A 17,862-nucleotide genomic window follows, 5' to 3' on the forward strand; every position below is an offset into this window, starting at 1 on the left:
GCTGACCCTTTCACGATCCCGGCCGGTTGCCGACATGTTTCGCAATGGTGAAAACCCGGCACGGGTGTCAGCCGAAGAAGACCTCGGCCTCGGCGTAGAGGGCGGGATCCACCAGTTTCAGCTCCTTCGTCGCTTCCGACAGCGGGACGAGCTCGATGTCGGTGCCGCGCAGGGCGGTCATCATTCCCCACTTCTCTGCGTGGACGGCGTCGATCGCGTGCAGGCCGAACCGGGTGGCCAGCCAGCGGTCGCGGGCGGTGGGCGTGCCACCGCGCTGGACGTGCCCGAGCACGGTGGTGCGGGCCTCCTTGCCGGTGCGCGCCTCGATCTCGCGAGCCAGGTAGTCGCCGATGCCGCCCAGCCGGACGTGCCCGAACGCGTCCTTCTCGCCGGTGCGCAGCACCTCGTCGCCGTCCTTCGGCTTCGCGCCCTCGGACACGACGATGATCGGCGCGTAGTCGAGCTGGAACCGCGACTCCACCCACTTGCAGACCTGGTCGATGTCGAACCTCACCTCGGGGATGAGGATCGCGTTGGCGCCGCCCGCCATTCCGGAGTGCAGCGCGATCCAGCCTGCGTGGCGGCCCATCACCTCGACGATGAGCGCGCGGTGGTGCGACTCGGCCGTGGTGTGCAGCCGGTCGATGGCCTCCGTGGCGATGTTGACCGCGGTGTCGAAGCCGAAGGTGTAGTCGGTGCCCGAGAGGTCGTTGTCGATCGTCTTCGGCACGCCGACGACGTTGACGCCCATCTCGTGCAGCTTGGTGGCCACCCCGAGCGTGTCCTCACCGCCGATCGCGATCAGGGCGTCGACGCCGAGGTTCTGCAGGTTGCGCCGGATCTTCTCGACGCCGCCCTCGAGGGCGAAGGGATTGGTGCGCGACGACCCGAGGATCGTGCCGCCGCGCGGTAGGAGGCCTCTCACCGCGGGGATGTCCAGGGGCTTGGTCAGTGCCTCGAGCGGGCCCCGCCAGCCGTCCCGGAATCCCAGGAAGGTGTAGCCGTACTCCGGGACGCCCTTGCGGACGACTGCTCGGATGACCGCGTTCAGTCCGGGGCAGTCGCCGCCACCGGTGAGTACGCCGACGCGCATCAGCAGCTCTCCATCGATGCAGAAGCTCAGGGACGGCTCACGCTAGTGCCATCCCGCCGCGTTGTCGCGCCGCCACCCGGTCAGCCTGCTCAAGCATGCCGACGTGGGTGATCAGCTCGTCCCGACTGGTCCGGATCCGGGCCCGAGCGTGAACGGCTCAGGTTCCGGCGACGTGGTCGACGAGCCCGTAGTCACGTGCCTCCTGGGCGGTGAACCAGCGGTCCCGGTCGGCATCGGCGGTGATGGTCTCGACCGTCTGCCCTGTGTGCCGCGCGGTGAGCTCGGCGATCTCGCGCTTCATCTGGCCGAACACGCCTGCCCGGATCGCGACGTCGGTGGCGTTGCCCCCCACTCCGGCCGAGGGCTGGTGCATGAGGATCCTCGCGTGCGGCAGCGCGAACCGCTTCCCCGGCGTCCCGGCCGAGAGCAGGAACTGGCCCATCGACGCCGCGAACCCGACGGCCCAGGTGGCGACGTCCGGCGTGATCAGCTGCATCGTGTCGTAGATCGCCATCCCGGCCGTGACCGAGCCACCGGGAGAGTTGATGTACAAGGTGATGTCGCGGTCCGGGTCCTGGGCCGAGAGCAGCAGTAGCTGGGCGCTGATCCGGTTGGCGATCTCGTCGTCGACCTCGCGGCCGAGGAAGACGATGCGTTCTTCGAGCAGGCGGTCGAGCACGGGATCGAGGCCGGCGGGGACCGGTGGGGCGGCGCGCAACACGGGGCCGCGCAGCGCGGGCGGCAGCGGTTGAGGTGGCGGTGACGCGGGCCGGTGTGGCCGTTCGGGCTCGGGCGATGGTTGGGGGGCCGGAGGCTGCGGCTTCCGGCCCGCTCGGTGCTCGGGGGACGAGATCGACGGCGCCGAGATCAACATGAGGGGCTCCTCTCGCAGGTGGCTGCAACGCCTGACGGTAGGGCCATGCAGCGCCACGTCGGCCCGTGTTCGCTGGTAGCGGGATGTTCGCTGGGAGCGATGGCGTTTGACCGCTTCCGACGCGGGGTAGAGGGCCGCGTGCAGAACGACCCGCGGTCCGTCGACGCCGAGCACCAGCGTCCGTCCGGCGCGAGCGACGAACTGGTCGCGGCGGTGGGCAGGCTGAGCGAGGCGCTCGAGTACATCGAGCGCGTGCGAGGGCACCTCTACAGCCTCCACCAGCTCGTCGGCCACGCCGACAAGCTGCTCGACGACGTCGTCGAGGGGCTGCGGACGGCCGGGCAGGACCACCTGGCCAAGCAGGTGCAGGACGAGCTCATCGGCGCCAACGTGCTCGCGGGCCGTTGGACGTTCCAGGTCGTCGAGGAGTTCGACGACGGCTACTACGCCACCTTCAGGTCGGTCGAGAAGCGGATCCGCGACGAGACGATGCACGGCCGCAGGCACGTGTTCGAGGCGGAACTGAAGGAGCGGCGACGTACGCACGGCCGGCCGGGACACGAGGCCACCCCGGACGAGGCTCGCTGACGACGCCACTCTTTCGGAGTTGATTCACGGCGCGCATCAACCAGTCCTACCCGCGGCGCTCCGGACAGGTTCATCCTGCGGGTCATCTTCGTGCTTCCTCTCCTGGGTTCGATCACTTAGGTTCGTCGCATTTGTCCGATATCAGGAGGATGACCTGTGGTTCAGTCCTGCCCGGAGCCACCTGGCCCCGTCGCGCTGCCGATGCCCACCGAACGGCACGCGCGCAGGCAGGGCCTGACCTGCCTCTACCGGTGCGGGAACGCCTGCGCGCACGACGAGCCGAACCGGTCGGGCAACGAGTACTTCGGCGACGTCCTCGCCCGGGCGGTCACCCGGCGCGGCGTGCTGCGGGCCGGTGCGGTGCTCACCCTCGCCGCCGGTGCCGGCAGCGCGTTGGCAGGCAGCGCCGCGGCTGTGAATGTGGCGTCGCCCGCGGGGCCCGATGAGCTCCCGCGGGGGCTCTCCTACAAGCCGGTGACCCCGGGCACCGCCGACGCCGTCACCGTGCCGGCGGGCTACCGGAGCGAGGTGGTGATCCGCTGGGGCGATCCCGTCGTGCCCGGCGCTCCCGCGTTCGACTTCGAGAACCAGACTCCGGACGCCCAGGCCGGCCAGTTCGGCTACAACAACGACTTCTGCGGGCTCGTCCCCCTCCGCCGTGGCGGTGGCGAGAGCTACCTGATGTTCAACAACCACGAGTACACGATCGAGCCGCTGATGTTCCGCGGGTACGACCCGGACAAGCCGACGGAGGAGCAGGCCCGGGTCGGGATCCAGGCGCACGGGCTCTCGGTCCTCGTGGTGGAGCGCGACCGGCGCACCGGGCGGATCACACCCGTGCTCGACGAGACCTACAACCGCCGCTACACGGGCACCGCGGAGTTCGTGCTCGACGGCCCGGCGGCCGGCTCCGACCTGCTGAAGACCTCGGCCGACGACTCCGGCACGCGCGTGCTCGGCACGTTCAACAACTGTGCAGGCGGCGTCACGCCGTGGGGCACGTTCCTCACCGGCGAGGAGAACGTGAACCAGTACTTCGCGAACGCCGACGCCGTCGGTGACCGCGTCACGAGGGAACGCCTCGCGCGGTACGGCTTCCCGGAGGGCGAGTCGGAGCGCAAGTGGGAGCGGTTCGACCCGCGGTTCGACGCGGCGAAGGAACCCAACGAGCCGAACCGGTTCGGGTGGATCGTCGAGGTCGATCCCTACGACCCGCAGGCGCCGCCGGTCAAGCACACCGCGCTCGGCCGGTTCAAGCACGAGGGCGCCACGATCAGGCTCACCCCGGACGGGCACGCCGTCGCGTACATGGGCGACGACGAGCGCTTCGAGTACGTCTACAAGTTCGTCTCCGACGGGGTCATGAAGGACGGCAGCAGCCGCCGCGGCCGCGAGCACAATCGGTGCCTGCTCACCTCGGGCACGCTCTACGTCGCGAGGTTCACGGGGAACAGCCCAGCCGCCGAGATCGACGGCAGCGGCGCGCTCCCGGCCGACCGTGCGTTCGACGGGCGCGGTGAGTGGATCAAGCTCGCCGCGGGCGACCAGTCGTTCGTCGAGGGGATGACGGCCGAGGAGGTGTACGTCTTCACGCGCCTCGCCGCCGACAGGGTGGGCGCCACCAAGATGGACCGGCCCGAGGACGTCGAGCCCCACCCGCACACCGGCAAGGTCTACCTCGCGCTCACCAACAACACCGACCGCGGCAAGGCAGGCGCAGCGCGCACCGCCCCCGCCGACGAACCCAACCCCCGCACCAGCAACGCGCACGGCCACGTGATCGAGCTGGTCGAGGCGGAGAACGACGCCGAGGCGGAGAGGTTCGACTGGTCGATCCTGCTGCTCTGTGGCGACCCGAACGACCCGAGCACCTATTTCGGGGGCTTCGACAAGAGCCAGGTCAGCCCGATCACCTCGCCGGACAACCTCGCGTTCGACGGCCACGGCAACCTCTGGATCGCCACCGACTCCGGTCAGGCGCTGTCGATCAACGACGGGCTCTACGGGGTGTCGCTGGAGGGCCCGACCCGCGGCCGCGCCACTCTGTTCGCGAGCGTCCCGGTCGGCGGCGAGTGCTGCGGCCCGGTCATCTGCGACGAGTTCGTGCTGATCTCCGTGCAACACCCGGGCGATCTCGACGACGCGAGCCCGGAGTCGCCCAAGTCGGTGTTCCCTGACGGCCCCGGCACCCAGCCACGGCCGTCCGTGGTGAACATCTGGAGGGCGGGCGAGGGGGGCGGGCCCGGCCGCATCGGGCAGTAGCGGCCGGGCTGCGTTCAGCCGGCCACGTGTTCGCGGTGCTCGCTATGGGGTAGCAGACCGGCCGTGCCCAGGATGAGCATGATGTTGGTAGCCGCCCAACGATCTTCCGCGACCCACGTCCCGCCCTTCGACCACCGAACCGAACAACAGCTCGTCGATCGGGGTATCGATCATCGCGGTGCCCACCGACACCGCCCCGCGAGGGCTCGGCTCGCGGTCGGTCCTAGCTGCAGCGCTCGGCCACCGGGTCGCCGTCCGGCGTGCCCTTCTCGAACGAGATGTGCACGTGGTCGAGGTGGTTCTCGGTGGCGCTGCCCCGGTCGGACATGTGCTCCCAGCCGTCGCCGTAGTTCACCCGCTGCTCCCAGATCACGTAGCTGATCCCCAGCTCTTCCTGGTTGCTGAGTGCACAGGCGGCGATCCGGTCGCCGCGCTCGCCGCGGACCATCAGGTCGAGAGCGAGGCCACGCGGGTGATCCGAGACGCGGCCGCGCTGTCCCACACCGATGAGCCGTGGCTCGTCGTAGAGGCAGCTGAGGAACGCGGCGGCGTCGCGCACCCACGGCTTCACCCGGCCGAGGCCCTCGAGGTCGGCGGCGCACTTCGCCCTGGCGGCGCGTTCCTCATCGGCCCGGCGCGCCACGTCGGCGAGACCCGCGGCCTTGATGAGCGCGGAGACGTCCACCGGGGAGGGCTCGGGCTCGTCGGGTTCGCTCGTCACCGGGATGACGGCGCTGCGTGCGCGACTGATCGTGGTGCTGGGCTCGTCGCCCTGCTCCCCGTCGGCGGCGAGGAACACCACGGCCGACTCGTCGGCGGCGGCCGGGGCGGGGCCGGTGGTGATCGCGGCGGTCGGCACCACGATGGCGAGGGCGCCGCCCGCGGCAGCGGCGGCCGTCATGCCGTTGCGCACGGCGGCCTGGGTGGCTGCGCGGTGTCGCGCGCCGGAGCGGCGGGGCGATCCGGCCAGCGCACCGGGGAACGCGACCGTGGGTTCGGGCCGCGGGTGCGCGTACCGGACACCGGGGGAGCGGTGCCGAGACACGACCTGCCTTTCGGGATCGTGCGACCCGGGCGGCGTCCGGCTGGGGATCCGGTGGATCGGGGAATCCATGTCCGCTGGGGAGCCAGGTCACTGCTGATCCGCGACCGACACTAGCGAGCGATCACGCTCCGAGACGAATCTCTCACTCAGCGTGAGACGGACGTGGCGGGGGATGCGACGAGCGGGCGTGTCGGCAGGCCGATCAGCAGCCGCGGAGCCGGTCGCCGCCGCCTCCGCCGGACCCGAACGAGATGTGCACGTGGTCGAAGTGGTTGGCGGTGACGCCGCCGCGGTCCTCCATCGGCTGCCAGCCGCTGCCGAAGTTGATCCGTTGCTCCCAGATCACGTACGAGATGCCGAGCGCGTCCTTGTTCTTCAGGGCGCAGGCAGCCAGAGCGTTGCCCGTGGCGCGGTTGACCATGAAGTCGACCGCCTTCCCGCCCGGATGGTCGGAGGTGCCGGCCCGGCCGGCCACGCCGTACATGGTCGGCTCCCCGAACCGGCAGCCCAGGGTCTCGGCCGCGGAACGGACGAAGGACTTCACGGCACCGAGCCCGGAGGTGTCCATGCCGCAGTCCGGCGAACCTGACGCGGCGGCGGCGGTCTTCTCCGCGGCCGCCTGCTTCTCCCGGGCGGCGCGCTCCTCGGCGGCCGCCTGTTCGGCGGCCCGGTTGGCGAGCTGCTGCTCGATGAGCTGCACCGCCTTGACGAGCTCTTTCGCGTCGACCACGTCCGGGTCCGGTGGGACCGGCTCCATGGAGGAGCGCAACACCACGTCCTCCGCGCTCTCGACGGGGACGGACAGGGACATGGGCTGCGCGGCGGTGTCGACCACCACCGGAATCATGGACGCGGCCCCCACCAGGGAGAACGCGCCACCCGTGACGGCGACGACGGCGGTACCCCGCCGCAGCGGGGTGGAGACAGAGCCTTGCGCGGCGTGTGCCGGCGCCTGACGGCCGAGGGCCGTCAAGTGCGGGCTCTGTTGCGCGCGTCGGCTCCGGGGGGAGCGATGCCGAGCCACGACTTGCCTCCGGATCGACGGCTCCGGCTGGACGTCCGGTCGGGGGTCCGGCGGGTGGGGAGTCCCGTGTCCTGTTTGTGACCGTGCCGTCATCGATCCGAGAGGGAACGTAGGCAACCCGAGACGGACTTGGGCGTCGGCTCGCGGACGGATGGGGCGAATGTGCCCTCGGCAGCGACGAATGGTGCGAAACGCCGCTTGTGGGGGACGTGGGCCGTTCGTCGCGGCAGGGGGTGAACACGCAGAACTCGTTGCCTTCGGGATCGGCGAGGACATGCCAGCCGATGTCGCCGTCGCGCGGGCGCAGGAGGCGCGCGCCGTCGGCGAGCAGCGCGTCAAGATCGTCGCTGGTCACGTCGATGTGCACGCGGTTCTTGGCGGTCTTCGCGTCGGGGCTCGGGTTGACCACGAACCACTCGAAGGGGGCCCCGGGAACCTCGCCCACCGCCCAACTGCTCCCGTCGTCGGAGGTGAGCGTGCCGCCGAGCAACCGCGCCCACCACGTCGCCACGGTCCGCGGGTCGTTCGCGTCCAGGACCAGCTCGTAGAGCCGCTGGTCGGGTGGTTCGGCCCGGACGAAGGCGCAGAACTCCCCACCGTCCGGGTCGGCCATCACGGTCCACGGCAGCGTGTCGTCGAGCACCGAGGCGCCGAGCGCCACGAGCTCGGCGACGGATCCGGTGTGGACGTCCAGGTGCAGGCGGTTCTTCGCGGCCCTCGGTTCGGGAACCGCGCTGATCCACACCGTCTGCTGTGGGTCTGCGCCCGAGAGACGCACCACCGACTCGTGGTGCGGGTGGCTCTCGAGTCCGAGCGCCGCCGACCAGAACCGGCCCGCTCGCCCGAGGTCTCCGACGTCGAGGCAGAGATCCTTGTATGCGGCGAGCGGACCGGTGGTCATCGTCGAACGATAAAGCTTCCGATCGAGGTCAGCGCTGCTTGCGGTAGTGCACGGTCCGGTCGTTCAACGGCTGCAGTTCGCGCGCGTTGCCCTTGGGGAAGAGCTCCTCGAGGCCCTCGACGGACGAGTCCCTGACCGCACGGTGCCGGCGCAGCACCAGCCAGGACACTCCCTCGGTGTAGGGGGCGGTGGTCAGGGAGCCGTCGTAGCGGAAGGTGGAGAGGTCGTCGGGGAGCGCCGTGCTGAGATCGACGCTGACCTCCACCTCCTTTCCGCACTCTTCGGGGAGTGTGTGCAGCACGGCGTCCTGCACCGTGCCGCCACGCCCGCCGCCGGTGAGGAACAGGCCGACGACGAGCGTCTCCCCCTTGGGTCCACGGTGGACGAAGTGCTGCTCGACGGGGAAGTGGTGCCCGTCCAGCACGTGCTCGGAGGGCGTGTGGAAGTGGAACTGCAGCAGCTCGTAGCGCACGCCGTCGAGGTGCACCGCCGCGGCACCGGCCGGCACCTCCGCCTCCACCGTCTCCTCCGGACCGCGGGTGGTGCAGCCTGCCGGGTCGTCGGCGTCGCGGCTGATGTAGTGGACGCGCAGGTCGACGTGATCCGGGTAGTCGACGACGAGCTCGGGAAGCTCGGGAGCGTCGACGGCCGAGCGGGAGCGGATGGCGATCGGGGTCTGGTGGGGCTGGCCCGCCAGCGCTGAGGATGTGGACGAGGCGATCATCGCCGCCGCGGCGACACCGGGCACGCCGATCAGGAACGACCGTCGGGAGTGGGTCACGTTTCTGTTCCTCCAGATAGGTGAGGTTCGCCCTTGTTCGCCCGTTTGGAGGATACGCAAAGTGTACCCAGTGGCAGTGATCTTCCACCGGTTGGGGGACTCATACCCCTTCTGGCGTGTGGATCAACCGCCGGGGTAGCCGGCGCTTACGGGATCGCGATCCCGTGCCGACGCGCCGGGTGGAACGCCGATCACCCGCTTGTACGCGCGGCTGAACGCGGCCTCGGACCGGTAGCCCAACCGCCCGGCGACCTCGGCGACGGTGGCACCGTCCTCGGTGAGGAGGGTGCGGGCGGTCTGCATCCGCCACCGCGTGAGGTAACGCATCGCGGGCTCGTCGACGAGCTCGGTGAAGCGAGCCGCGAAGGCCGAGCGCGACATGGCCAGCTCGTTCGCCAGCGACGCCACGGTCCAGTCGCGGGCAGGGTCACGGTGGATCAGTGAGATCGCCCGTCCGATCTGCCGGTCGCGCAGCGCCCCGAGCCAGCCGCGCTGAGCCGCGGGGTCGGTCTCGATCCAGCTACGCAGGGCCTGGATGACGAGGATGTCCGACAGTCGCGTGATGATCGCCTCTCCGCCCGGCCGCATCTCGGCGGCCTCCACCGCGACCAGCCGCAGGGTGCTCTGCATCCACTCCGTCTGAGGGGAGGCCGACGGACTCAGGTGGATCACCACCGGCAACACGGGGAGGATGTGGTGCGCGGCCGGATGGTCGAGCCGCACGGCCCCGCACACCAATGTGGTCGCGGTGCCGCCGCCACCGTGCCGCAGGATCGCGTACCGGTTCTGGAACTCGTGTTCCAAGCCCGTCACGTCCGGCGTGATGACGCCCGATCCGCTGCGCAGCACGTGTCCCCGTCCGTTCGGCACGAGGGCCAGGTCGCCCTGCTGCAGCCAGCGCGGCTCGGCTCCCTCCACGTCCAGCCGGCAGCGGCCCGCGGTGACGACGTGGAACCACACGCAGTCGGCCCACGCAGGCATGGTGAGGCCCCACGGCTCGGTGAGCTCCGAGCGGCAGTAGAAGCTCCCGGTGACGCGCAGGAAGTGCAGCGCCTCCCCGAGTGGGTCCTCGGCATGGAGACGGTCATCGAACGGCACGGGCCGAGTGTGCGGCGCACGCGTGTCATCGTCCAGACGATCTGGACGAATGAGCATGGATCAACGACTCATGAGCATGGAAGGTCCTGCAGTCCTCCCCGAGAGTGGACGAACAAGCACAACGGACGAGGCGGAGGCAATCATGATCACGGTGATGGGGGCGACCGGGCAGGTCGGCCGGCAGATCACGCAGCGACTGCTGGAGGCGGGGGAACAGGTCCGCGCCATCGGCCGCAACCCCGGTGCACTGGCAGCGCTCGCCGCGGCCGGCGCCGAGACGTGGGCGGGTGACGCGGCCGACGCCGAGTTCCTGGCGCGTGCGTTCCGCGGGGCCGACGCCGTGCACACGATGCTTCCCTACGACCCGACCTCCGCGAACTTCCGGGCGGAGCAGCAGCGGTTGGGCGAAGCGATCGTCGCGGCTGTGGAGAGCGCGGGGGTCCGGCGTGTCGTGGGGCTGAGCAGTATCGGTGCCGACGCCCCTGCGGGCACGGGGTTCATCGCGAGCCTGCACGACCAGGAGCAGCGGCTGCGACGGCTGAACGGGATCGATCTGCTCTTCCTGCGGCCCGGCGTGTTCTTCGAGAGCATCACGGCCGTCGTGGACACGGCCAGGGCCCTCGGTGTCAACGCGGACGCCGTGGCGCCCGATGCGCCGGTGCCGATGATCGCGACCAGGGACGTCGCGGCCGCGGCGGCTGCGGTGCTCGTGGCCCGGGACTGGAGCGGAGTGCAGGTGCGTGAGCTGCACGGCCCGTGCGACCTGACCTATACCGAGGCCACGAGCATCCTCGGCGGGGCGATCGGTCTCCCCGACCTGCAGTACGTCCGGCTGCCGGATGCGGAGATGGTGGACGCGCTCGTGCAGGCCGGCTTCTCGCGGGACTGTGCCCAGCTGCACGTGGAGATGGGGCGGGCCCTGTCCGACGGGACGATCACACCTCTCGCGGCCCGCACCGCGGAAATCACATCTCTCACCCGATTCGAGGCAATTGTCGGGGATCTGGTCCAAGATCGGGTGGCATGATGATCGACGCACTGCTTCCGGGCGCCACCGTGGTCGCCGCCGTCGGGTCCGGGGTGATGGCCGGCCTCTTCTTCGCCTTCTCGGCCGCGGTCATGCCCGGTCTGCGCAGGCTGCGCCCGGAGGTCGGTGCGGCCGCCATGCAGGCGATCAACAGGGCGATCCTCAACCCGGTGTTCGGCGTGGTCTTCGGTGGAACACCGCTGCTGTGCCTCCTGCTGGCGGTGGCCGCGCCGTTCTCGGCTCTGAGCGGCACCGGGTGGATCGTGGCGGGTGCCGTGCTCCACATCGTCGGTTCCTTGGTGCTGACCATGGTGGCGAACGTCCCCCTCAACAACCGGCTCGACGCGGCCGACCCGGACAGCCCGGCCGGTGCCGCGGTCTGGGCCGACTACCTCGTGCGCTGGACCGCGTGGAACCACGTCCGCACGGTTCTGTGCGCCGCAGCCACGGCGGCACTCGCAGTCGCGGTGTGAATTGTCCAATCCATTGCGACCCCGGCACATTGGGACAATGGGTGGCAGAATTGCGCGGCCGATCTCCTGTTAGTCTGCTGATAGGGGATCGGCACGCGACGATTTTGTGAGGGATGAGCCCGGTTGACATGGTGTGCCGGAAAAGCGGAGTCGTCGATGAGTGACCGTTCCGGACTTGTGTCCCGCGCGGAAGCGCTCCGGCCGCTGCTTTCGAGCAACGCCGCGCAAGGGGCGGCCGATCGTCGGATCACCGACACCGGCATCAACGCTCTCGCGGAAGCCGGCCTGTTCAAGGTCACCCTGCCCGAGCGGTACGGGGGTCACGAGGCCGGCATCCGCACCTTGCTCGAGGTGGTTGCGGCGGTGGCGCACGGCGACGGCGCAGCGGGCTGGGTGGTGTCACTGACCAATACCTGCGGCTGGATCGTGGCACTGTGTCCCGGCCGCACCCAGGACGACGTGTTCGGGGCCGACCCGGAGGCACGGGTCTGCGGCTCCATCGCGCCGGCCGGCAGCGGCGTCGCCGTGGACGGCGGGGTGCGGCTGTCGGGGCAGTGGACCTACGTCTCCGGCTCGCTCCACGCGCAGTGGGCGCTGCTGGGGTTCAACCTCGTCGACGAGAGCGGCGAGATCGTCGACGTCCGGCTCGCCCTCGTCCCCGCGAAGGACTACGCGGTCTCGGACACGTGGTTCATGGCCGGGATGCGGGCCACGGGAAGCAACACGGTCATCGCGGAGAACGTGTTCGTGCCGGCGCATCGTGTGATGTCGCGGGCGAGCTTGGACGCGGGCGACTACCCCACCGAGTACGAGCACGAGGTGCCCTATCGCGCGGCCTGGTTCCCGATCCTCAGGATGGCGCTTCTCGGCCCGGTTCTGGGGATGGGGCGTGCGGCGCTCGAACACGTGCGGGACGCCGCGGGCACGAAGAGAATGGTCGGCACCACCTTCACCCGGCAGGCCGACTCCGCCGGGTTCCAGATGCAGCTCGCCGATGCCGCGCTGCGGATCGACACCGCCCACCTGCATGCGCGACGAGCGGCCGACGACATCGAGGAATACGCCGCCCGTGGGGAGCAGCCCGAGTTCCCGGCGCGGGCGCGGATGCGGGCGGACGCGGGTCTGGCCGCGAGCCAGGTGGTCGAGGCGATCAACATCCTGCTCAACGTGCACGGTTCCGCCGGCTTGGCCGACGCCAGCGCGCTCCAGCAGATCTGGCAGGACGCCAACGTCGCCGCGCGGCATGCGTCGCTGCTGCCCGGCATCGGCTACGAGGTCTACGGCAAGGCACTTCTGGGCATCACGAACGACGTTGCGACCACCGTCTAGGCCCGCGGCTCGCCTCCCTGAACCGCTGACCTGCTCCCCGTCCCGGCGATACGTGAGGAACGATCATGTGGTTGAGCTCGCGTGCCTCCATGGCGCGCACCATCGGACTGGCACTGCTCACGTCGGCCGTCGGTGTGGTGACCATGGCCGGCCCAGCGCACGCGATTTCCCATGGGGAGGAGGTGCCGAACGGGGCCTACCCGTTCTCGGTCTCGTTGTCGATGCCGAAGATCGTGCAATCCAACGGCACCTCGTACGCCAGTGCCTGTTCGGGTGCCCTGATCGCTCCACAGTGGATCATCACGGCGGGCCACTGCTTCCACGACGGTGATCGCAACCGCGTCAGCGGACCACCCCGCTACCCCGTCGCCGCCACGGTGGGGCAGGACACCTTGTCGGGCGACGACGGAACCACGCTCGATGTCGTCGACGTCGTGCAGGACGAGCACGCCGACGTCGCGCTCGCCCGGCTCGCGAAGCGGGTGCAGGGCGTGGAGCCGCTCCAGATCAGCGGTAGCGCACCGGCCCCCGGTGACATCGTCCGGCTGGTCGGATGGGGAGCGACGGACGCCGACGGCGACGTGACGAGCCGGCCCGACTACAAGCAGACCGGCGTGTTCACCGTGTCCCGGGTGTCCGACACCGAGGTGTTCATGAAGGGGAGCAGCCCCAGTTCGTTGACCACTGCGTGCTCCTACGACTCCGGTGCGCCCTACTTCAGCGAGGGCAAGGGCGGGTCGTACCAACTGGTCTCCACCGAGATCGGCGGACCCCCCTGTCCCCACGCGTCCGATGAGACCACGGCCCGTTCCGACGTTCTCCAGAGCTGGATCCAGGACGAGATCGCCACGGATCGAACGCAGTAGCCACCCCGCGAGTCGTCCCATTCCAGCGTCGCCTCTTTTCGGTGCACGGGTTTCCGGTGGAGATGCATGAGTCGCCCGGCCGGTTTTGCGCGAGTCGCCATGTCTCGGTGCGTCAGTCGCCCCTTTCGGGTGCCTGAGTCGCCTTTTTCAGGTGCGCGTGTTTCCTGGCTGGGTTGCGCGGGTCGCCATGTTTCGGTGCGCGAGTCGCCTGGCCTGCCGGCGATGTCGGCCACCCAACGGGAGTACGCGCGGGCAGCCCGACTACTCCCTGGGGTGCAGCCGCATCGACGACCAGGACGGGACGACTGCGCGCGTCCGGAACCGCACGATGCCTCCATGTCCGCACCGAGCGTCACTCCCGTGGGGCGGGCGCCGGTCACCCGCGTCCGTGTCCGTCTGACCGGACGGCGGCGCCGGGTGCTGCGCGCTGTGCACGTGGCCGTCGGCGTCGGCTGGCTCGGACTGGCCTGCGCGATGCTGACCCTCGGCCTCAGCGCCGCGCTCACCCGGGAGCCCGGCCTCGCCGGCGCCGCGTACACGCTGATGGGCTACGTCGGCACACGCACCATCGCGGGAATGGCGATCGCGACTCTGATCTCCGGCCTGGTGCTCTCCCTCGTCACTCCGTGGGGGCTGGTCCGGCACTGGTGGGTCGTCGTGAAGACCGTGCTCACGCTGGTCGTGATCGTGTCCGCCGTCGGGATCACGAACGGGTGGGTCGAGCGCGCCGCGGCGGCAGCCGATGACCCGGGTGGGCCTGCGGCATGGCTGGTGGTCACAGGTTCGGCGGGGCATCTCCTGCTGCTCGCCGCGGCCACCCTGATCTCGGTCGACAAGCCGTGGGGACGCATCCGGAAGGAACAGCGGTGACGCCAGCGATCAGGACCCGCCCACGGGCGCAGGCCGGCCGGGGGACGCGGCGGTCGCGCTCGCGCTGCGTGGTGGCCTCGACGAGGCGGCCGTCCGCGGTGCCGCTGGTGGCCAGGACGCAATGGAGGGCCTGGACACGCTGGTCTTCCCGCCGGTCGTGTCGATCACCCTGCTCGTCACGGCCACGGTGCTCGCCGTGGTCAAGCCGTGGGGCCGGATCCGCCGGTCCGCCTGACGTGCCGGCGGCGCCGGACCATGACGGCATCCCGAGGTCCTGGCAAGGTGGGGCGGCCTGACGAAGGGGGACTCGTGAACGCAGGCGCGGACGTCCCGTCCGAGATCCTCACTCCGCTGCGGGCCGTCTGCCTCGCCCTGCCGGAGACCCGGGAAGAGGCGGCGTGGGCCGGTGTGCGCTGGCGGGTCCGTCGGCAGACCTTCGCCCACGTCGTCACGATCGAGGCGGGATGGCCACCGGCATACGCCCGCGCGGCGGAGACCGACGGTCCGAGCACCGTGCTCACCTTCTGGTCCGGAGGGCCCGAGCTCGAGGTGCTGCGTCGCACGGGCCATCCGTTCTTCGGTCCACCGTGGGGGCCGGACGTCGTCGGCATGGTGCTCGACGAGAGCCCCGACTGGGACGAGATCGCGGAGTTGCTCACGGAGAGCTTCTGCAGGCGCGCACCCACGACTCTGGCCCGAACCGTGGTGCGCCCCGAGCCCTGAGCTCCGGTACCGCAGCGGGAGTACGGGAGCGTCGTCCCGCCGAAGGACGCCGAGGTGGGTCCCGATGGCTACGTTTGCCCGGTGTCGTTCTCGTCGAGGCCGTGGCACTGGTCCGCCATGGTGTGGGTTCCGGCCTCGGCCGCGCTGATCCTGGTGATCACCCTCGTCGGCACCCGGTTCGCCGCGTGGGACCAGCCCACCGCGCGCCCGCTCGACGCGCTCGGCGTCGCGCTGCTGGCGGCCGGTCCGGTGGCGCTCGCGGCTCGCAGGAGGTTCCCGTCCGCGGTGCTGATCGTGACCGTCGTGGTGGTCACCGCGTACCTGGCAGCCGGCTTCCCGTTCGGCCCGGTGTTCCTTGCCCCGCTGGTGGCCCTCTGCTCTGCGGTGCTCACCGGGCACCGCTGGGCGGCCTACCTGACGACCGCGGCGGCGGTGCTGGTCCTCGTCGTGGTGCACATGCTGCGCAACCCGGGTGCGCTCCCGCTCGTCGGCGCGGCGGCATGGGTCGCGGTGCTGGCCGCTGTGATCGCAGCCTGCGAGGGGTGGCGGGCCAGGCGGGAACGGCTCGTGCAGGCAGCGGCGGCCCAGGAGCAGGCCGCACTGCGCAGGCGCAGTGACGAGCGGCTCCGCATCGCGCAGGAGCTGCACGACGTGCTCGGCCACCACGTGTCGCTGATCAACGTGCAGGCCGGGGTCGCCCTCTACCTGATGGACGACGACCCCGAGCAGGCCCGCTCGGCCTTGACGGCGATCAAGCAGTCCAGCCGCGACCTGCTGCGCGAGATGCGGGCGACCCTCGGCGTGCTCCGCGGTGTCGACACCGAACCCCCGCACCACCCGGTGCCGGGGATCGCGGATCTCGACGCGCTCGTGGCTGACGTCCGGAGCGCCGGCCTGCCCGTGGAGATGGGGGTGGAGGGCGAGGTGGTCGATCTTCCGCCCGCTGTGGACCGCGCGGCCTACCGGATCGTGCAGGAAGCGCTGACCAACACCCGCCGCCACGCCGGCCCGGCCACCGCGACCGTGCTGCTGCGCTACGGCGCCGACGGGCTGACCGTGGAGGTCGAGGACGACGGGTCCGGGCAGGTGTGGGCGGGCGAGGACGGCGGAGGCAACGGAGTGGCCGGGATGCGGGAGCGTGCGCAGGCATTGGGTGGGTCGAGCGAGATCGGGCCCCGCCCGGAGGGTGGGTTCCGGGTGCGGGCGCACCTGCCGGTGCCGGCTGGGCGGGACACAGGGGTGGGACGATGATCACGGTGTTGCTGGCCGACGACCAGGCGCTGGTGCGTTCGGGCTTCCGCGCGTTGCTGGACGCGCAACGTGACATCGAGGTGGTCGGCGAAGCCGAGGACGGCGCCGTGGCCGCCGCGCAGGCGCGCAAGCTGCGTCCCGACGTCGTGCTGATGGACATCCGGATGCCTGTCCACGACGGCCTGACCGCCACCCGGGAGATCACGGCCGACCCGGCCCTCGGCGCCACCAAGGTGATCGTGCTGACCACCTTCACCGACGACTCCTACGTGTTCGACGCCATCCGCTTCGGTGCCAGCGGCTTTCTCGTGAAGGACAGCGAGCCCGCGGAGTTGGTGCAGGCGATCCGGGTCGTGCACGGCGGGGAGGCGCTTCTCGCGCCCGCCGTCACCCGCACACTGATCGCGGAGTTCGCCGCGCGCGCCCGTCCCGCACGCACCGACCGCAGGCTGGCCGCGCTCATCGCGAGCCTCACGCAGCGGGAGCGCGAGGTCGTCACGCACGTCGCCGCAGGGCGCACCAACGACGAGATCGCCGAGGTCCTGTTCCTCAGCCCGACCACGGCGAAGACCCACGTCAGCCGGGCCATGACCAAGCTCGGGGCACGCGACCGCGCCCAGGTCGTCGTCATGGCCTACGAGAGCGGCCTCGTCCGGCCCGGTTGGGACGGGTGATCGCGTGGGCCGGTGACGGCCCCGTGACGCGTCGTGCGGTGGTAGTGCTGTAGATCATGACCTCACTCGATCTGGCCGACGGCCGGAGCCTGGAGTACGTCGTCACCGGACCCGTGGACGGCATGCCGTTGGTGCTCCACCACGGCACACCCTCGGCGGCCGTGGTCTTCGGGCCGTGGCAGGAATCGGCGGCGAAGCACGGGCTCCGAATGGTGATGTACTCCCGCCCCGGGTACGCGCGGTCGAGCCCGCTGCCCGGGCGCGCGGTGGCCGACGCCGCCGGTGACGTCGCTGCGCTGCTGGACGCGCTGGGCGCCGAGCGCTTCCTGACGGTGGGCTGGTCGGGTGGCGGTCCGCACGCACTGGCCTGCGCGAAGCTGTTGCCCGAACGGTGCGGTGCCGCAGCCCTGATCGGCGGGGTCGCGCCCTACGGGGCCGACGGCCTGGACTTCATGAGCGGGATGGGCGTCGAGAACCTCGAGGAGTTCGGCGCGGCGCTCGAGGGTAAGGCGACGCTCACGGGCTATCTCGACACGCAGAGCGCCGCTCTGGCGCACGTGCAGGCCGACGACATGGCTGCCGCCTTCGGCGACCTGGTCTCCGACGTCGACCGGGCCCAGCTCACGGGCGAGTTCGCCGAGTACCTGGCGGAGTCGTTCCGGACGGCGTTGCAAACCGGTACGGCGGGGTGGCGCGACGACGATCTCGCCTTCGTGACGGATTGGGGCTTCCGGCTCGACGACGGCCAGGTGCCGGTCGCGGTGTGGCAGGGCGGTCAGGACCGGATGGTGCCCTACGCCCATGGCGAGTGGCTTGCCGAGCACGTGGCCTGCGCCGAGCCGCACCTGCTTCCGGACGAGGGACACCTGTCCCTTGCTGTCGGCGCGGTCGAGGAGATCATCACCGATCTCGTCCGACTCTCCCGCTGACGCTCCGGCGGGCACGTCCGCTGCGGGTTTCCCGAATGTGGTGTCCGTCCAATC

The 17,862-nt window shown here is 70.8% G+C and carries 17 protein-coding genes and 1 pseudogene; 11 read left to right on the forward strand and 7 right to left on the reverse strand.

Features of this window, described 5'->3' with window-relative positions; translation table 11 throughout:
- Positions 1–67: 67 nt before the first annotated feature.
- Together ABD743_RS34710 and ABD743_RS34715 are read right to left on the reverse strand one after the other, a co-directional pair.
- Positions 68–1,093: a 6-phosphofructokinase gene (locus tag ABD743_RS34710; RefSeq protein WP_344727377.1), complete on the reverse strand. Its 1,026-nt coding sequence runs from the start codon at positions 1,091–1,093 to the stop codon at positions 68–70.
- Positions 1,094–1,250: 157 nt separating this feature from the next.
- Positions 1,251–1,967, reverse strand: a complete 717-nt coding sequence (locus ABD743_RS34715; protein WP_379659166.1) for an ATP-dependent Clp protease proteolytic subunit — start codon at positions 1,965–1,967, stop codon at positions 1,251–1,253.
- 99 nt (positions 1,968–2,066) lie between these two features.
- Here ABD743_RS34715 and ABD743_RS34720 point away from each other — a divergent pair, with 99 nt between their 5' ends.
- Positions 2,067–2,555 (forward strand): hypothetical protein, encoded by a 489-nt coding sequence (locus ABD743_RS34720; RefSeq protein ID WP_344727378.1) that lies wholly within the window; start codon positions 2,067–2,069, stop codon positions 2,553–2,555.
- A gap of 201 nt (positions 2,556–2,756) precedes the next feature.
- On the forward strand, positions 2,757–4,817 hold the full coding sequence (locus tag ABD743_RS34725; RefSeq protein WP_344727711.1) for a PhoX family protein: 2,061 nt from the start codon (positions 2,757–2,759) through the stop codon (positions 4,815–4,817).
- A 223-nt stretch (positions 4,818–5,040) separates the two neighbouring features.
- Here ABD743_RS34725 and ABD743_RS34730 read toward each other — a convergent pair whose 3' ends face one another.
- The 5 genes and pseudogenes from ABD743_RS34730 to ABD743_RS34750 form a co-directional block, all read right to left on the reverse strand.
- Positions 5,041–5,931 carry a VldE C-terminal domain-containing protein gene (locus ABD743_RS34730; protein ID WP_344727380.1) on the reverse strand — a complete coding sequence of 297 codons (891 nt, stop codon included), beginning with the start codon at positions 5,929–5,931 and terminating at the stop codon, positions 5,041–5,043.
- A gap of 133 nt (positions 5,932–6,064) precedes the next feature.
- The gene (locus ABD743_RS34735) at positions 6,065–6,835 is read right to left on the reverse strand and encodes a VldE C-terminal domain-containing protein (protein ID WP_344727382.1); all 771 of its coding nucleotides are present in this window, start codon (positions 6,833–6,835) and stop codon (positions 6,065–6,067) included.
- Positions 6,836–7,133: 298 nt separating this feature from the next.
- A pseudogene (locus ABD743_RS34740) lies at positions 7,134–7,787 on the reverse strand (VOC family protein); the annotation flags it as partial.
- Positions 7,788–7,815: 28 nt separating this feature from the next.
- Positions 7,816–8,568, reverse strand: a complete 753-nt coding sequence (locus ABD743_RS34745; protein ID WP_344727384.1) for a carbonic anhydrase family protein — start codon at positions 8,566–8,568, stop codon at positions 7,816–7,818.
- A 123-nt stretch (positions 8,569–8,691) separates the two neighbouring features.
- Positions 8,692–9,666, reverse strand: coding sequence for an AraC family transcriptional regulator (locus ABD743_RS34750; protein ID WP_344727386.1), 975 nt, complete (start codon positions 9,664–9,666; stop codon positions 8,692–8,694).
- Positions 9,667–9,808: 142 nt separating this feature from the next.
- Between ABD743_RS34750 and ABD743_RS34755 the strand changes: the two genes are divergently transcribed.
- The 9 genes from ABD743_RS34755 (at position 9,809) to ABD743_RS34795 (ending at position 17,808) form a co-directional block, all read left to right on the forward strand.
- The gene (locus ABD743_RS34755; protein WP_344727388.1) at positions 9,809–10,693 is read left to right on the forward strand and encodes an NAD(P)H-binding protein; all 885 of its coding nucleotides are present in this window, start codon (positions 9,809–9,811) and stop codon (positions 10,691–10,693) included.
- Positions 10,690–11,166, forward strand: coding sequence for an anthrone oxygenase family protein (locus ABD743_RS34760; RefSeq protein WP_344727390.1), 477 nt, complete (start codon positions 10,690–10,692; stop codon positions 11,164–11,166). Before ABD743_RS34755 ends, ABD743_RS34760 begins: the two co-directional genes overlap by 4 nt.
- Positions 11,167–11,322: 156 nt before the next feature.
- Positions 11,323–12,495 carry an acyl-CoA dehydrogenase family protein gene (locus tag ABD743_RS34765; RefSeq protein WP_344727392.1) on the forward strand — a complete coding sequence of 391 codons (1,173 nt, stop codon included), beginning with the start codon at positions 11,323–11,325 and terminating at the stop codon, positions 12,493–12,495.
- 89 nt (positions 12,496–12,584) lie between these two features.
- Positions 12,585–13,361: a S1 family peptidase gene (locus ABD743_RS34770; RefSeq protein ID WP_344727394.1), complete on the forward strand. Its 777-nt coding sequence runs from the start codon at positions 12,585–12,587 to the stop codon at positions 13,359–13,361.
- A 336-nt stretch (positions 13,362–13,697) separates the two neighbouring features.
- On the forward strand, positions 13,698–14,231 hold the full coding sequence (locus tag ABD743_RS34775) for a hypothetical protein (RefSeq protein ID WP_344727396.1): 534 nt from the start codon (positions 13,698–13,700) through the stop codon (positions 14,229–14,231).
- Positions 14,232–14,540: 309 nt separating this feature from the next.
- The gene (locus ABD743_RS34780) at positions 14,541–14,954 is read left to right on the forward strand and encodes an MmcQ/YjbR family DNA-binding protein (protein ID WP_344727398.1); all 414 of its coding nucleotides are present in this window, start codon (positions 14,541–14,543) and stop codon (positions 14,952–14,954) included.
- 81 nt (positions 14,955–15,035) lie between these two features.
- Positions 15,036–16,205: a sensor histidine kinase gene (locus ABD743_RS34785; RefSeq protein ID WP_344727400.1), complete on the forward strand. Its 1,170-nt coding sequence runs from the start codon at positions 15,036–15,038 to the stop codon at positions 16,203–16,205.
- Positions 16,202–16,879, forward strand: a complete 678-nt coding sequence (locus ABD743_RS34790; protein ID WP_344727402.1) for a response regulator transcription factor — start codon at positions 16,202–16,204, stop codon at positions 16,877–16,879. The genes ABD743_RS34785 and ABD743_RS34790 overlap by 4 nt, the downstream gene beginning before the upstream one ends.
- Positions 16,880–16,935: 56 nt before the next feature.
- Positions 16,936–17,808, forward strand: a complete 873-nt coding sequence (locus ABD743_RS34795) for an alpha/beta fold hydrolase (protein ID WP_344727405.1) — start codon at positions 16,936–16,938, stop codon at positions 17,806–17,808.
- Positions 17,809–17,862 lie beyond the last annotated feature (54 nt).

Origin of the sequence: Pseudonocardia yunnanensis, assembly GCF_039534065.1 — a bacterium.
Taxonomy (GTDB): Bacteria; Actinomycetota; Actinomycetes; order Mycobacteriales; family Pseudonocardiaceae; genus Pseudonocardia; species Pseudonocardia yunnanensis.

What these genes read in the sequence shown, in the direction of transcription:
- ABD743_RS34765 (WP_344727392.1), top strand. Translation starts at nt 11,323, where the DNA reads ATGAGTGACCGTTCCGGACTTGTGTCCCGCGCGGAAGCGCTCCGGCCG.
- ABD743_RS34775 (WP_344727396.1), top strand. Translation starts at nt 13,698, where the DNA reads ATGTCCGCACCGAGCGTCACTCCCGTGGGGCGGGCGCCGGTCACCCGC.
- ABD743_RS34715 (WP_379659166.1), bottom strand. Translation starts at nt 1,967, where the DNA reads ATGTTGATCTCGGCGCCGTCGATCTCGTCCCCCGAGCACCGAGCGGGC.
- ABD743_RS34720 (WP_344727378.1), top strand. Translation starts at nt 2,067, where the DNA reads ATGGCGTTTGACCGCTTCCGACGCGGGGTAGAGGGCCGCGTGCAGAAC.
- ABD743_RS34770 (WP_344727394.1), top strand. Translation starts at nt 12,585, where the DNA reads ATGGCGCGCACCATCGGACTGGCACTGCTCACGTCGGCCGTCGGTGTG.
- ABD743_RS34725 (WP_344727711.1), top strand. Translation starts at nt 2,757, where the DNA reads ATGCCCACCGAACGGCACGCGCGCAGGCAGGGCCTGACCTGCCTCTAC.
- ABD743_RS34710 (WP_344727377.1), bottom strand. Translation starts at nt 1,093, where the DNA reads ATGCGCGTCGGCGTACTCACCGGTGGCGGCGACTGCCCCGGACTGAAC.
- ABD743_RS34760 (WP_344727390.1), top strand. Translation starts at nt 10,690, where the DNA reads ATGATGATCGACGCACTGCTTCCGGGCGCCACCGTGGTCGCCGCCGTC.
- ABD743_RS34755 (WP_344727388.1), top strand. Translation starts at nt 9,809, where the DNA reads ATGATCACGGTGATGGGGGCGACCGGGCAGGTCGGCCGGCAGATCACG.
- ABD743_RS34730 (WP_344727380.1), bottom strand. Translation starts at nt 5,931, where the DNA reads ATGGATTCCCCGATCCACCGGATCCCCAGCCGGACGCCGCCCGGGTCG.
- ABD743_RS34790 (WP_344727402.1), top strand. Translation starts at nt 16,202, where the DNA reads ATGATCACGGTGTTGCTGGCCGACGACCAGGCGCTGGTGCGTTCGGGC.
- ABD743_RS34795 (WP_344727405.1), top strand. Translation starts at nt 16,936, where the DNA reads ATGACCTCACTCGATCTGGCCGACGGCCGGAGCCTGGAGTACGTCGTC.